Raw genomic sequence first — 13,463 nt, forward strand, 5'->3', positions numbered from 1 at the left:
TGCGCCATGTGGCAGCTGGACAACCGCACGCCCTACGCCGCCGAACGCACGTGGGTGCGCGACCGCGACGGTGCGGAGATCTGGCTCGTGGCGGTGAAATGCAGCTTCGACATTTCGCCCGAAGGCGAGACCAGCGTCGCGCCCGAGCAGCCGCCTGTTGCGCAGGCGCCCGTCTTTATCGACCCGGCCTCGCCCCAGCCGAGCCTGCTCTACGAGATGGACCTGGTGCGCACCAAGCAGACGACCGACGTGCTGCTGATCGGCCATGCGCATTCGCCCGGCGGCGTGCCCGTGACGCAACTCGACGTGGGCTTGCGTGTAGGCCCCATCGCCAAGCGCCTGCGCGTGACCGGCGACCGCGTGTGGCTCGGCGGCGCGCCGTCGGAGCCCGAGCCCTTCAGCACCATGCCGCTGGTGTGGGAGCGCGCATACGGTGGCATCGACCCATGGACACGCGATGCGCCGCTGCCGCAGTTCGACGTGCGCAACCCCGTGGGCACCGGCTATGTGGCGGAGGCCGCACATGCGGAAGGCGTGCGGCTGCCGAACATCGAGTACCCCGACCAATGCGTGCGCTCGTGCAGCGACCGGCCCGAGCCCGCGGGGTTCGGGCCGCAGTGCAACCACTGGCAGCCGCGCGCGGGGTTTGCGGGAACTTACGACGAAGCGTGGCAGCGCGACAGGTCGCCGTTGCTGCCGACGGACTTCGACGACCGGCACTACCAGTGCGCGCCTGCGGACCAGCAGGCGCCGCAGTTCTTGCGCGGGGGGGAGCCGGTGGTGCTGATCAACGTGTGGCCGCGTGCAGAGGTGCTGCGCTTCAACTTGCCGAGGGTGATCCTGGGTCTTGAAAGCTCTTTCCTCGATGGGAGCCGGAGGCCGCATGAGCGCCCCAAGTTGCACACCGTGCTCGCCGAGCCCGATCTGTCCCGTGTTTCGCTGGTATGGCACAGCGCCCTGCCATGCCATTCATCGGTCAATAAGCTGCAGAAAACGCGCATTGTCGAAAAGAGACTGGTGCAACTCGGCGCCGATGGTCGGGAAGAGGTGGTCCGAGATGCATATTGCGACTGAATGGTGGCCTGTGATGCAACATACAGCGAGGCTTCTGGCATGAGCCGAGTCGATTCGCCGCTGTACTTTTCGGCCTTTGGCGCGAGTACGCCCGTCGGACGCGATATGTGGGCGAGCGCCGCCGCAGCGCGTGCAGGGGTCTGCGGGTTCAGTGAACATCCGTACATGGTGGATACGGCCGGCGAGCCAATGCGGATCGCGGCTGCGCCCTGGGTCGACATCGAGATCGAAGGAGTGGAGCGTTATGCCGAGCTTCTGCTGCCCGCAATCGACGAGGCGATGGCTGGGTGGCGTGGCGTGCCCGCTCGCATCGGCGTCGCGTTGGCATTGCCGCCTCCGCGTCCTGGCCGGGCAGCGTCGCTGGCTGGCGATCTGCTGACGCGCATGGCGCACCGGTATCCGGGTCGCTTCGGTCCCGCGCGAGTGTTCGAGGCCGGCCACGCCGGCGGATATCTCGCACTGGATGCAGCCGCCAAGGACTGCGACGCCGGGTTGATCGATGCGTGCATGGTTTGCGCCGTCGATTCGTATCTGGATCCGGAGACGCTGGACTGGATCGAGGCATGCGACCAGCTGCATGGCGCCGGACCGCAGAACAACGCATGGGGTTTCGTTCCGGGAGAAGCGGCAGGCGTGGTGTTGGTCAGCGGCGGCGGGTTCTTGCAACGTCACGGCCTCACGCCCATGGCCGCCATCGATGCCGTTGGTATTGGCCGGGAAGGCAAGGTGCCAGGTACTGATGATCCGATCACGGGCGAAGGGCTTTCTCAAGCGTTCAGGGCGGCGCTCGACGAGCTCGCGAGCGGGGTCTGCATCGACAACGTGGTGTGCGACATGAACGGCGAGGCCTGGCGCGCTGATGAATACGGGTTCGCCGTGCTGCGCGCCGGCAATCGTCTTCGCGCCGCCACCGACTTTGTTGCGCCGGCCGATTGCTGGGGCGACGTGGGCGCGGCGGGCTTGCCGCTGCACATGGCACTGGCAGCCATCGCTCACCTCAAGCACTACGGCAGAGGGGCGATGTCGATGGTTTGGGGCAGTTCCGCCTCAGGGGAACGCGGCGCGGCAGTGTTGCACGCGCAGCCCTGGCGTGCGCCTGAAAGCGAAGGCTGAACCATGCCTGTCAGTATCCAAGTCAATGGAACGACGCTGTCGCTGGTGCACAAGTTCAGCACCGGCCTCACCACCGCCACCATCCCCGACGTGTGCAAGACGCCGAGCCCGGGTGGGCCCGTGCCGGTGCCATATCCCAACATCGCGAACTCGATCACCCTCTCCAACGGCACAAGCACCGTCAAGGGGGACAAGGCGATGGCCGCAAACAAAGGGTCGAAGTTCGCGCTGTCCAACGGGGACAACGCCGGCGTGGCGGGCGGGGTGAAGTCGAGCACCTTCATGAAGGAGGCGACATGGATCCTCTACTCTTTCGACGTCAAGATGGACGGAAAGAACGCCAGCCGGCTGGGCGACAAGATGTTCCACAACTCGGAAAATGCAGCCAACCTCTCGGGCTGCATCAATCCGCCGATCGCCGTGCCGGACTTCGAGAAGATACTCAAGGATTGCATGGACAAAGCCTCCGACGATTGGGAAAGCGCCAACGGTCCGACGGACTACAAGAAGTTCTGCGCATCTTCGAGCCGGCGGCAGGCGCGCGGCGAGAAGATCGGGCAGGACGCCTCCGACTGCGTGGCCGCCGCAATGGCAGCGCAAGGCCGTTCGAACGAGGTGGCCCTCGACCAGTCGTTCCGCAACGTGCGCGGGGGAGGGGCGGGGGCCGTCCAGGCGGTTGGCGCGCCGGGGCAAGTGGTGGCCAACACGGTGCGGCCCGACGTCGTTTTGCATGCGCCTGGTCCGCTGTCGGCGGTTTCTGCGGCCCGTGCCGTCTACGATTTCAAGGCGCCGTGTCCACCCGGATCCAACAGCCCGAGTTGGTCGGGCAACCAGGGGGCCGACTACCTGGCAACTTTTCGCGTCGTGGCGAAACTGGTGTCGCCGCACAACGCGCTGATTGCGGGCAGTGCTAGTACAGCGTTGCGTGTGGCGGCGCAACTGCTCAAGATCCGGTTGCCCTTCCGCTGAGGCCATGAAGCCATGACAGCCTACGATTACATCGCCATCGACCTCACCGATGGGAACGCCAACGTGCTGTTGCGCAACGGCATCGTGGCCACTTTTTTTCTGAGCAATGCGCATGCGGACCACGCCGCTCTCGTGAAGTCGGCGATGCAGGCCTTTGCGGCACGCTTCATGTCCGGCGGCCTGGTCTGCTACCCGGACGACGATATTTTCGGCGAGGCGAAGATCGAGGACGTCGATGCGTTGCTCGAGGCACGTGTCGTGCATCCCGCACAGCCTCCCAAGTTCGCCCTGCTCGACAGCGCGCTGCACGCGCCGCGCTTCTCGGCCGCTTACTGCGGCATGGACCGCGAACATCTTGCGCAACTCGATTGGCCGCACGCGGTGTGCGGACTGCGTTTCACCTTCTCGCTGGAGGCCATGGACGAAAACGGCTTGTGCGACATATGCGACTTTGCCGTTCGGTGTGCGCGCGTCTTGCCTATCGCCAGCGGCTACGTGGCGCCGGCCTTCATCTGGCGGGAAGGTATCGACGAGAACGTGGCGATGAATGCGGTCGCCCGCCTGTGCCGTCGCTATCGCTGCCTGGACATTCCGGCGCTGCTGGTCGATTGCTTCGAAACCGGTGTGGGCGCGAAAGGCGCATATTGGTGCAATTTCCTGGGGCCGGCGGCCATAGCCCTCGCCGGAGGCGAGGTGCGACTGCTGGCAGCCCTGGCCGATACCGATGCGCGCGTCGAGCATCTCGATGGCGAGCGCCTTCAGGTGACACTGGGCTCGCTGCCGATCTCCGGCGACGTGAATCGCCGCCAGGACCTGACTTTGTACCAGTCGGTTTTCAGCCTGTTGAACGCCGCGATCTATCCGCGAACCGTGCCGTACATGGGCTTCGACGAAGAATCGATGCAGGCGTGGACAGGTCGCTTTGCCGGAGACGCATCGTGAACGTGGTGTCCGACCGGCCACTGGCGCATGTGCTGGCCGAGCATGCCGACGAAGCCTCCTTCCTCTGGCTGCAGCGCGCCAGCGCGGTTCACGCGCCCAACTATTCGCCCCAGCAGTTTGCCGACCTCGACGAACGGCTTGCCGCCCACATCGACGGCTTGCGCGTTGCCGGCGAAGAAGGCTGGCAGCACGCACTCGCGTTGACCGACAACGAAGGCCCCGAAGACTTCTTCGTCGCCGCTGTGCTCGCCATCGAAGCAGTCGATAGCCGCTTCGACGACCTGGTCGAGCGCGCCAAGGACCTGCCCGAAGTCGTGCCCGGCTTGATGTCCGCCATCGGCTGGGTCGAGCCGGAGCAGCTCGGCGGGCGTGTCAAGGCGTTGCTCGAAGACGCCTCGCCGCTCGCGAAAAAGCTCGGCGTGGCGGCCTGTGCGCTGCACCGGCGCGATCCGGGAGCGTTGCTCGGGCAACTGCTTGTGGATGCGCCGGACAGCGTGCGAATCCGCGCGCTGCGAGCGGCCGGCGAGCTGGGCCGCGCCGACCTGTTGCCTCAGGCCCTGTCGCTGCTCGGCGAGCCCAAGCCCGAACTGCGCTTCTGGGCCGCATGGGCGGCGGTGCTGCTCGGCGACCGGGCGCAGGCGCTCGATGCGCTCGCGGCCTTTGCGCTGAAGAGCGGGCCGCGCCAGCCGCGTGCCTTCCAGCTGGCGCTGCAGGCCGTGGAGGTCGTATCGGGACACGACCTCCTGCTCGAGAGCGGCACCCTGCCCGAAGTGCAGCGCTTGCGCATCATCGGTTCGGGCTTCATCGGCGATGCGCGCTATGTGCCTTGGCTCATTGAGCAGATGACGCAGCCGGCCGTCGCGCGCATTGCGGCCGAAGCGTTCGTCACCATCACGGGCGTGGATTTCAACCTGGAGCAGATGGAAACCATGCCGCCCGATGGTTTCGAGGACGGGCCCACCGACGACCCCGACGACGAGAACGTCGAGCTCCCCGAAGACATTGCCTTGCCCTGGCCCGACGTCGACAAGGTTCGCGCCTGGTGGGCCAAGAATGGTCCGAGCTTCGCACCCGGCGTGCGGCTCTTCATGGGGCAACCGGTCTCGCTCGACGGTTGCACGAAGGTGCTGCGCGAAGGCTTCCAGCGGCAGCGCGTGGCGTCTGCGCTGCACCTGTGCCTGCTGGAGCCGCGCGCGCCGTTGTTTGCCACCAGCGCGCCTGCGTGGCGGCAGCGGCGCTGGCTCGACAGCGTGGCCTGAAGCGCCACTGCAACAAAGGCATACCTCTTAAGGCGAGATTGCCAAGCGGCCCCCCGGAATGAATACTCCTTCTGAGTTTTTGGGCTCGTGCTTGCGCGAGCCATGTTCGGGCGCAGCCCCGGGGGCCGATTCATGATTCATATCGCTGTCATCACCCGGCAAGGCGCCCCGGCGGGGCAGGCCATTGCCGCCGATTTCGGCCCCAACGGGGGCACCATCGGCCGTGCGGACACCAACACGCTGGTGCTCGACGACCCCGACCGCACGGTGTCGCGCGTGCATGCGCAGGTGCTGTGCCGCGACGGCCAGTATTTCGTGATCGACAGGGGCAGCAATCCGATGCAGTGCAACGGCGTGCCGCTGGGCTCGGGCAAGGAAGCACCGCTCACCGACGGAACGCAGCTGGTGGTGGGCAGCTTCGAGCTTCGCGTGCGCGCGCTGGCCGGCGCGGCCGCGCCTTCGCTGGCGGTGCCGAACACGGTGATGAAAGCTCCCGTAGCGGCATCCGTGGCATCAACGTCGAGCGACGATCCTTTTGCCGACTTGCTGGCGGGCCTTGCGCCGCCGGCAGCACCGGCACCCGCGGCCAAGGCATCGCCCTCGGCTTCGCCGGCGGCTGCCGATTCGCTGTTGTTCGCCGATCCGATGCAAGACGGCTCGCGCAATGCGCAGGCTGCGCAGATCGATCCGTTCGCCAACCTGCTGGGGCCCACGCCTTCTTCGCCGGCACCTGCGGGCGGGCTTGGTGCGCTCGACGATTTTTCCGATCTTGGCGCACCGCCCGCGGGCGGCAAGGCGGCCGGCATCGACGAGCTGTTCGGCGGCATGGGAGGCGGTGGCGGCATCGGCGGCGATCCGCTCGCGCTTTCTCCGCTGGCGGATCCGCTCCTGCAACCCAACACGGCTTCCGATGCCGATCCGCTGGCGGCGCTGCAGCGTGCGGCGCCTGCCTCGCCGGTACCGCGTGCCGATCACCTGCCCATCGACCAGTTCGGCTTTACGCCGCCCCGGGCAATCGAAGCGCCGCGGCCCAAGCCGGAGCTGCCGCAGTTCGACGACATCACGGGCCAGCCGATCCGTATCAGCGGGCCCGAGGTTTCGCTGCTCGACGATCCGATCGAACCGCTGGTGCCGCCTTTGCCGGCCTCACCGCAAGTTGCCCGGGCGCAACCCGCGCCGGCACCGGTCGCCAAAGCCGCGGCGCCCGCCGTGCAGCGCAGCGCCTCCGACGACGAACTGCTCGCGGCCTTCCTGCGCGGCCTGGCCAGCACCCACCAGCCGCCGGAGATGCTCACGCCCGGCCTCATGGAGCGCATCGGCACCATTCTTCGCAGTGCCACCGAAGGCACTCTGCAGCTGCTCCTCACGCGCCAGGAGTTCAAGCGCGAGGTGCGGGCAGAGGTGACGATGATCGCCTCTCAGGCCAACAACCCGCTCAAGTTCTCGCCCACGGTGGAGGTGGCGCTTGCGCACCTGCTGGGGCCCGGCGTGCGCGGCTTCATGCCGCCGGAGGCCGCAATGCGCGATGCCTTCAATGACCTGCGCGCGCACCAGTTCGGCGTGATGGTGGGCATGCGCGCGGCGCTGGCGCACGTCATTGCGCGGTTCGAGCCCGACGAGCTCGAGAAGAAGATCAGCGCCAAGTCGGCGCTGGACGCACTCTTCAGCGCCAACCGCAAGGCCAAGCTCTGGGACCAGTTCGTGGCGCTCTACGGCGGCATTGCGAGCGAGGCCGAGGACGATTTCCACAACCTCTTCGGCAAGGCCTTTTTGGAGGCCTACGAAGAACAGATGGCGCGCCTGAAGTCCGACGCGCCGTCCGGCAGCTAGCCGAACCCCCGATACAAAGCAAAAGGCACCGCGCTTGGAAATCGAAATTGTCACGCTGTCCCGCCAGGGCGGCCGCAACTACAACGAAGACGTGCACGGCCACTGGCACGACGAGCGCTACGTCGCCTGCCTGGTGGCCGACGGTGCGGGCGGCCACGGCGGCGGCGACGTGGCCGCAGCCACTGCGCGCAGCAGCATGCTGGGCGGCTTTTCGGCCGCACCCGGCCTGGACGAAGCCACCCTGCGTGCGCTCGTCGAGCAGGCCAACCTGGACGTGGTCGCGCGCCAGTCCGAAGGCGGCAAGCTGGCCGGCATGCGCTCTACGGTGGTGTTTGCCGCCATCGACCTGGAGACGCAGGCGCTCGCCTGGGTGCACAGCGGCGACAGCCGGGCCTATCTGTTTCGCGGCGGCGCCGTGGTGGCGCGCACCACCGATCACAGCCTGGTGCAGCAGATGGTGGCCGGCGGCATGCTCGACGAGGAGGGCGCGCGCCTGCATCCGCAGCGCAACATGCTGCTGTCGGCGCTCGGCTCGGTGGAAGAGGCGCCCGACATCACCGTGTCCGACCGCATGCGCCTGGTGGCCGGCGACGTGCTGCTGCTGTGCAGCGACGGCGTGTGGGAGCCGCTCGGCGACGAATGCCTGGTAGACACGCTGCACGCATCGCGCACCCCCAGCCAGTGGACCGAACTTCTCGATGCGCAGATCAGGGCGCACGCCAAGCCGGGGCATGACAACTACACGGCGCTCACGCTGTGGGTGATCGATGAAGACGCCGACGCGACGCGGCTCATGGAGCCGGGGCCGGACTCGCCCGTGGGCGAATAGCGCCGGCCCGGGGCGGCCGCTGTCAGAACGAAGGCCAGCCGCCCGGCGGCATCACCAGCGAGGAGCCGCGCGGAGCAACCAGCGTGGGCACGATGTCGTCGTGCGGCGAGAAAAGCGAGAACACTTCCTTGACGTTGTGAGGCTTCACAACGATGCCCTGGAAATCGGAGTTCCCGTTCACGGTCTGGAACACGCCGTTGACCGGTTCGCTCACAACGATCAGGTGGTGGGCCAAGGTGCCGAAAAGCCCGCATACGTCGCCCGGGCGCGGCGCAATCACCTGCAGCTTCTTGGTCTTCGGGTCCAGCTGGCCGGAGCGCGCCACGTCGATGCGGCCCGCCTCGCCGGAGATGTTGAACTTGACGGTACCCGTCGGGTTCCACATGACGTTGAGCCCGACGCGGCGCCACACCCAGGTGGTGAAGATGCCGCACCAGTCGGTACCGCCCGTGGTGGTGCCCTTGTCGTTGGGCATGCCGTCGTTCGGATCGCCGAGCGCCTTGGGAACCTTGTGCTGCTTGCCCCACACGCCGCGAAAGTTGCGCGGAATGGTCCAGTTGGGAGTTGGCGTGGTCGCGTCGTCGAAGAACGATTGCAGGTTGCGCCAGCCGCGCCGCACCTGCGCGAGCGAGGCGGCGCCTTCGGGCAGCGGAAGCCGGGTTTCGCTGAACTGGTCGGACACGCTGCCCACCATCGAATGCGCCATGGCCACGATGGCTGCGCGCACGGGGCTCATGCCCGCAATCACGGGCACTGCGCCCGGCGTGATGCCCAGGGTCTTCAGCAATTGCTCGATGGCCTTGAGCGTGGCGCCCATGGGGTCGATGCGGCCGTCGACCACCGGCACGGCCGCAGTCTTCTGGAACTGGCGGATCGCGCCGATGGTGAACGGCCCGCACAGGCCGTCGCATTCCAGGAGCGGCATCGGGCCGCCGCGCGGCCCGGGAACCAGGTTGAGCAGGTCCTGGATGCACCTGACGTCCTGCTGGAGGTTGGCGCCCCCGAAGCCGACTGAGCGGGCAATGGAGAGCACCATCTTTTCCTCAGCGGGTTTCGGTGCTGCGCGTGTCCCAGCCGAACTTGATGTCGCCGCCCATGCTGCCGTCGGGCTTTTGCGGCTTGTAGGCAAACTCGATGTCGCCGTACGAGATGGACACGTTCTCGTGCACGTCGCCGCCTTGCGATGCGCTGATGTTCACGTCGGAGATGTACACCTCCTTCAGCTTGACGGTCATGAAGGTCTGCTGGCCTTCGCCCGACTTGGCCATGGTGAGCGTGGCGGTGTCGAAGTGCTTGCCGTTGGCGCAGAACTTGGCCAGCGTGGGCGAGGCGCTGTCGTATTTCTTCGAGCAGCTGAGCATGCCCGGCGTGCCCTTGCCGACGGCCGAGCCGCCGCCCACGGTGCACGACGCGTTGTGCACGCCCCAGTTCCAGTTGAACAGCGGGATCTCGTCCTTGTGGTCCTTGTGGGCGGATTCGCCCTTCACGCCGTCCAGCTTCAAATGGCAATCGATGCTCATGTCGGTTCTCCTTGGTGGCCAGTTTGATGAGATGGCCGGGTTGATGAAAATCTGCTTCGAGGCGGGGCCTCGGTCCATGTCGGCCGGTGTTGCGGTGAGGCTCCTGGCCGGCTGCTTCTAGAACGAAAAAGGGGCGCGGGTTTCAAAGAAGCCGGCGCAGGTCTTTTCAAAAAAAATGGCCTTACTTCGCGCCCTTGCCGGACGGCAGCTTGGACACCAGCCGCAGCGACACGGTGAGGCCTTCGAGCTGGTAGTGCGGGCGCAGGAAGAACTTGGAGGTGTAGTAGCCGGGGTTGCCCTCGACCTCTTCCACCACCACCTCGGCGGCCGCCAGCGGCTTTTGGGCCTTGGTGGTTTCGGACGAGTTGACGGGGTCGCCGTCGACGTAGTTCATGATCCACTTGTTGAGCCAGCGCTGCATTTCCTCGCGCTCCTTGAAGCTGCCGATCTTGTCGCGCACGATGCACTTCAGGTAGTGCGCAAAGCGGTTGCAGGCAAAGAGGTAGGGCAGGCGCGCGGCCAGGTTGGCGTTGGCCGTGGCGTCGGGGTCGTCGTATTCGGCCGGCTTGTGCAGCGACTGCGCGCCGATGAAGGCCGCAAAGTCGGAGTTCTTGCGGTGGATGAGCGAGAGCAGCCCGGCCTTGGAAAGCTCGGCTTCGCGCCGGTCGCTGATCGCGATCTCGGTGGGGCACTTCTGGTCCACGCCGCCGTCGTCGCTCGGGAAGGTGTGCAGCGGCAGGTTTTCCACCGCCCCGCCCGACTCGATGCCGCGAATGCGCGAACCCCAGCCGTAGAGCTTGTAGGAGCGGTTGATGTTGGTCGCCATTGCATAGGCGGCGTTGGCCCACGAATACTTGCTGTGGTCGGCGCCGGCCACGTCCTCCTCGAAGTCGAACTCCTCCACCGGGTTGGTGTTGGCGCCGTAGGGCGTGCGTGCCAGGAAGCGCGGCATGCACAGGCCCAGGTACTTGGAGTCGTCCGATTCGCGCAGCGAGCGCCAGGCGGCGTATTCGGGCGTCTGGAAGATCTTGGTGAGGTCGCGCGGATTGGCAAGCTCTTGCCACGACTCCATCTGCATCAGGTTGGAGCTGGCGCCGGTAATGAAGGGCGCATGCGCCGAGGCGGCGATCTTGGCCATTTCGCCGAGCAGCTCGACGTCTGGCGGGCTCTGGTCGAAGTGGTAGTCGCCCACCAGCGCGCCGAAGGGCTCGCCGCCGAACTGGCCGTATTCCTGCTCGTAGACCTTCTTGAACATCGGGCTCTGGTCCCAGGCCGCGCCCTTGAACTTCTTGAGCGTCTTGCTCAGGTCCTTCTTGGAGATGTCCATCACACGGATCTTCAGGTGCTCGTCCGACTCGGTGTTGTTCACCATGTAGTGCAGGCCGCGCCAGGCGCTTTCGAGCTTCTGGAAGTCTTCGTTGTGCAGGATCGCGTTGACCTGGTCGGTGAGCTTCTTGTCGATGGCCGCGATCATGGCCTGGATCGACTTGGTCACGTCCTTGCCGATGATGGCGCTGTTGCTCAGCGCCTGCTGCGCCAGCGTGAGCACGGCGGCTTCGACGGCACTCTTGGCCTCGTCGCTGCGGGGCTTGAATTCCTTCTGCAGGAGCGAAGAAAAGTCGCTCCCTTCGTAGGCAACGTCCTTGAGTGCGCTCTGCTGTTCGAGTGCTTCTGCCATGGTGTTTCTCCTCGTGGTCCGGTAGGTGTTCAGGCGGCCGGCGTGGCGCCGTCCTCGGGCTTCTTGCTCGCGGCAAGCGTCGCCAGCAGGGCCGGGTCTTCCAGCACCTTGGCCAGCAGGTCTTCAGCGCCGCCCTTGCCGTCCATGTAGGTGACCAGGTTCGACAGCTGGGTGCGTGCTTCGAGCAGCTTGTTGAGCGCATCGACCTTGCGCGCCACCGCGGCGGGAGAAAAGTCGTCCATGCTCTCGAAGGTGATGTCGACCTTCAGGTCGCCTTCGCCGGTCAGCGTGTTGGGCACCGCGAAGGCGGCGCGCGGCTTCATGGCCTTCATGCGCGAGTCGAAGTTGTCGGTGTCGATCTCCAGGAACTTGCGGTCGCCCACGGGTGCGAGCGGATCGGCCGGCTTGCCCGACAGGTCGGCCAGCACGCCCATCACGAAGGGCAGCTGCACCTTCTTCTCAGCGCCATACAGCTCCACGTCGTACTCGATCTGGACCCGGGGCGCCCGGTTTCTGGCGATGAATTTCTGACTGCTCTTGGCCATGGGAATGCTCCTTGCGGGTGTGAATGTGGCGGGTCGATGGAAAAGGAAGAAAGCAAAAAGAGAGAAACGAAGCGGCTTATTCGGACGGGCGCTTGCCTGTCACGGTCTCGATGGTGTCCATGGCGTTAGGCGCGAGGTTGGCCATGATTTCGAGGAAGCTCACGCCAATGAGCTTCTTTGCGCGGTCAATCAAGAGCGGCGCCGGGTTGCCGGGCTCCGCCTGTTCGAGATAGCGGATCACGCGGTCCAGCATTTGCACGGCGTCCTGCCGGCTCTGGATTTCGCCGCGCGCCGCAGCGGGACGCGGTGCATCGCCCGCTGCTTGCGAAGCGGGTGCGGCCTCGGCGGCATCGCCGGCGTCCGCTTCTGCGGGGGCGCCCACTGCAACGCCGCAGGCCTTCTGCAGCATGCGTGCAATGCCGCGCAGCGCACCAAGGTCCACGGCATCGGCGCGGCCGGTGCGTTCGGTCAGCAGGGCCTGCAGCTGCTCCACCAGGCGGGTTGCGCCCATGGCGGCCTGCAAGAGCTCGGGGTGCGAAGCCTGCACCGCGGCAAGGCCGCCCTGGATCTGCGCCATCGAATAGGTAGGTTCGCCGCCCACCGCGGTGAGGGTGTTGCTTGCAATGGCAATGTCGCGCACGCGGATCGGACCGACACCCGGGGCCATGCCCACCTGCGCGTCGTACAGGTCGCGCAGCACCATGTTCTCGTCCCACAGCGGTGCAAGCGCATTGAGGCGCATGGTGGGGTCGTTGTCGTCGTCGGCATCGAGCGTTGGATGTATGCCGTCCCAGAAGCTGTCGAAGAGGCCGATCAGCAATTGGAGGCCCGCAACGAAACCCGGCACGCCCTGCATCCGCGTGGAAGCGCGCAGCAGCAGCACGGCGGCACGCACGTCTTTGCTGCGGCGGAGGATGGCGTCGGCCTGCTCGGCCACGTCGCGCCACTCCGGCTCCACCGCCGGAATGACGGTGTCGCCGAACTGCTGCTCGGGCTTGCGCTCCGAAGAAGCGGCCAGCGCGGTAAAGGCGGCGTCGTACTCCAGATCGTCACCGCACGGCGATGCCTCGCCGATGGGCGTGAGCAGGGCTTCGACAAGTTCGTTGGTCAGCATGTTGCCTGTTCGAGTTGGCTGGTGATAATCAAAGATGCAGCAGAACCGGTCAATGCAACGAAGGGAATAGCATGCGCACGCTGGGTACACACCATTCGTCCTATGGACGCTCTCCTGCTGCGGTCTCGCGGCGCCTTGCACTGGCCTCGGGCCTTGTGTTGACCGGCATGCTGGTTGCGGGCTGCGCACCCAAGCCCGTGGTCACCACGGTGTCGATCACGCTGGTTGCGGGTGCCGATGCCAACCCCGATGCGCGCGGCCGCGCTTCGCCGCTCACGGTGCGCGTGTATGCACTCAAGTCGCCAGGCCCTTTCGAAGGTGCCGACTTCTTCTCGCTGTTCGAGAAAGACCAGGCCACGCTCGGCGCCGAACTGGTGCAGCGCGAAGAAATGCTGCTGAGGCCCGGCGAGACCCGCAAGCTCGATCTCACCCTGCCGCCCGATGCCAAGGCCATTGGCGTGATGGCGGCCTTCCGCGACCTGGACCGCGCACGCTGGCGCGAAGTGAGCCCTGTGCAGACAGGCAAGGCCCAGGCCATGACGGTGACCTTCGGCGCCCGCCAGATCCGCGTCGAGAGCAAGTAGGCCGAA

13 protein-coding genes are annotated in these 13,463 nt (G+C 66.3%); 8 read left to right on the plus strand and 5 right to left on the minus strand.

The annotated features are described in order from the left end of the window. Positions 1 to 6: 6 nt before the first annotated feature. The 7 genes from QHG62_RS21280 (at position 7) to QHG62_RS21310 (ending at position 8,016) form a co-directional block, all read left to right on the plus strand. The gene (locus QHG62_RS21280) at positions 7 to 1,074 is read left to right on the plus strand and encodes a DUF2169 family type VI secretion system accessory protein (protein ID WP_281147650.1); all 1,068 of its coding nucleotides are present in this window, start codon (positions 7 to 9) and stop codon (positions 1,072 to 1,074) included. Positions 1,075 to 1,113: 39 nt separating this feature from the next. Next, entirely contained in the window at positions 1,114 to 2,187 is a 1,074-nt protein-coding gene (locus QHG62_RS21285) for a beta-ketoacyl synthase N-terminal-like domain-containing protein (RefSeq protein ID WP_281147651.1), read from the plus strand. Between the two features lie 3 nt (positions 2,188 to 2,190). Further along, entirely contained in the window at positions 2,191 to 3,156 is a 966-nt protein-coding gene (locus tag QHG62_RS21290; RefSeq protein WP_281147652.1) for a DUF4150 domain-containing protein, read from the plus strand. 12 nt (positions 3,157 to 3,168) lie between these two features. Continuing rightward, positions 3,169 to 4,098, plus strand: a complete 930-nt coding sequence (locus tag QHG62_RS21295; protein ID WP_281147653.1) for a type VI immunity family protein — start codon at positions 3,169 to 3,171, stop codon at positions 4,096 to 4,098. Beyond that, on the plus strand, positions 4,095 to 5,357 hold the full coding sequence (locus tag QHG62_RS21300) for a TIGR02270 family protein (protein WP_281147654.1): 1,263 nt from the start codon (positions 4,095 to 4,097) through the stop codon (positions 5,355 to 5,357). Before QHG62_RS21295 ends, QHG62_RS21300 begins: the two co-directional genes overlap by 4 nt. Before the next feature lie 132 nt (positions 5,358 to 5,489). Then, positions 5,490 to 7,187 carry a type VI secretion system-associated FHA domain protein TagH gene (gene tagH / locus QHG62_RS21305; RefSeq protein WP_281147655.1) on the plus strand — a complete coding sequence of 566 codons (1,698 nt, stop codon included), beginning with the start codon at positions 5,490 to 5,492 and terminating at the stop codon, positions 7,185 to 7,187. A 34-nt stretch (positions 7,188 to 7,221) separates the two neighbouring features. After that, the gene (locus tag QHG62_RS21310) at positions 7,222 to 8,016 is read left to right on the plus strand and encodes a PP2C family protein-serine/threonine phosphatase (RefSeq protein WP_281147656.1); all 795 of its coding nucleotides are present in this window, start codon (positions 7,222 to 7,224) and stop codon (positions 8,014 to 8,016) included. Positions 8,017 to 8,038: 22 nt separating this feature from the next. On the opposite strand, the gene QHG62_RS21315 is transcribed toward QHG62_RS21310, so the two are convergent. The 5 genes from QHG62_RS21315 to tssA form a co-directional block, all read right to left on the minus strand. Further along, positions 8,039 to 9,052, minus strand: coding sequence for a peptidoglycan-binding domain-containing protein (locus QHG62_RS21315; RefSeq protein WP_281147657.1), 1,014 nt, complete (start codon positions 9,050 to 9,052; stop codon positions 8,039 to 8,041). Between the two features lie 7 nt (positions 9,053 to 9,059). Then, positions 9,060 to 9,536, minus strand: a complete 477-nt coding sequence (locus QHG62_RS21320) for an Hcp family type VI secretion system effector (RefSeq protein WP_281147658.1) — start codon at positions 9,534 to 9,536, stop codon at positions 9,060 to 9,062. Between the two features lie 181 nt (positions 9,537 to 9,717). After that, on the minus strand, positions 9,718 to 11,214 hold the full coding sequence (tssC, locus tag QHG62_RS21325) for a type VI secretion system contractile sheath large subunit (protein WP_281147659.1): 1,497 nt from the start codon (positions 11,212 to 11,214) through the stop codon (positions 9,718 to 9,720). A 29-nt stretch (positions 11,215 to 11,243) separates the two neighbouring features. Then, positions 11,244 to 11,759: a type VI secretion system contractile sheath small subunit gene (tssB, locus tag QHG62_RS21330; protein ID WP_354328526.1), complete on the minus strand. Its 516-nt coding sequence runs from the start codon at positions 11,757 to 11,759 to the stop codon at positions 11,244 to 11,246. Between the two features lie 76 nt (positions 11,760 to 11,835). Continuing rightward, positions 11,836 to 12,873, minus strand: a complete 1,038-nt coding sequence (tssA, locus tag QHG62_RS21335; protein WP_281147660.1) for a type VI secretion system protein TssA — start codon at positions 12,871 to 12,873, stop codon at positions 11,836 to 11,838. 71 nt (positions 12,874 to 12,944) lie between these two features. Here tssA and tssJ point away from each other — a divergent pair, with 71 nt between their 5' ends. Next, positions 12,945 to 13,457, plus strand: a complete 513-nt coding sequence (tssJ, locus tag QHG62_RS21340) for a type VI secretion system lipoprotein TssJ (RefSeq protein ID WP_281147661.1) — start codon at positions 12,945 to 12,947, stop codon at positions 13,455 to 13,457. Positions 13,458 to 13,463: the final 6 nt, after the last annotated feature.

It is taken from the genome of Variovorax paradoxus (genome assembly GCF_029919115.1).
Classification (GTDB): Bacteria; Pseudomonadota; Gammaproteobacteria; order Burkholderiales; family Burkholderiaceae_C; genus Variovorax; species Variovorax paradoxus_O.

Coding starts and splice junctions, on each gene's coding strand:
- QHG62_RS21280 (WP_281147650.1), top strand. CDS start 7: ATGTGGCAGCTGGACAACCGCACGCCCTACGCCGCCGAACGCACGTGG.
- QHG62_RS21285 (WP_281147651.1), top strand. CDS start 1,114: ATGAGCCGAGTCGATTCGCCGCTGTACTTTTCGGCCTTTGGCGCGAGT.
- QHG62_RS21290 (WP_281147652.1), top strand. CDS start 2,191: ATGCCTGTCAGTATCCAAGTCAATGGAACGACGCTGTCGCTGGTGCAC.
- QHG62_RS21295 (WP_281147653.1), top strand. CDS start 3,169: ATGACAGCCTACGATTACATCGCCATCGACCTCACCGATGGGAACGCC.
- tagH (WP_281147655.1), top strand. CDS start 5,490: ATGATTCATATCGCTGTCATCACCCGGCAAGGCGCCCCGGCGGGGCAG.
- QHG62_RS21315 (WP_281147657.1), bottom strand. CDS start 9,052: ATGGTGCTCTCCATTGCCCGCTCAGTCGGCTTCGGGGGCGCCAACCTC.
- QHG62_RS21320 (WP_281147658.1), bottom strand. CDS start 9,536: ATGAGCATCGATTGCCATTTGAAGCTGGACGGCGTGAAGGGCGAATCC.
- tssC (WP_281147659.1), bottom strand. CDS start 11,214: ATGGCAGAAGCACTCGAACAGCAGAGCGCACTCAAGGACGTTGCCTAC.
- tssB (WP_354328526.1), bottom strand. CDS start 11,759: ATGGCCAAGAGCAGTCAGAAATTCATCGCCAGAAACCGGGCGCCCCGG.
- tssA (WP_281147660.1), bottom strand. CDS start 12,873: ATGCTGACCAACGAACTTGTCGAAGCCCTGCTCACGCCCATCGGCGAG.
- tssJ (WP_281147661.1), top strand. CDS start 12,945: ATGCGCACGCTGGGTACACACCATTCGTCCTATGGACGCTCTCCTGCT.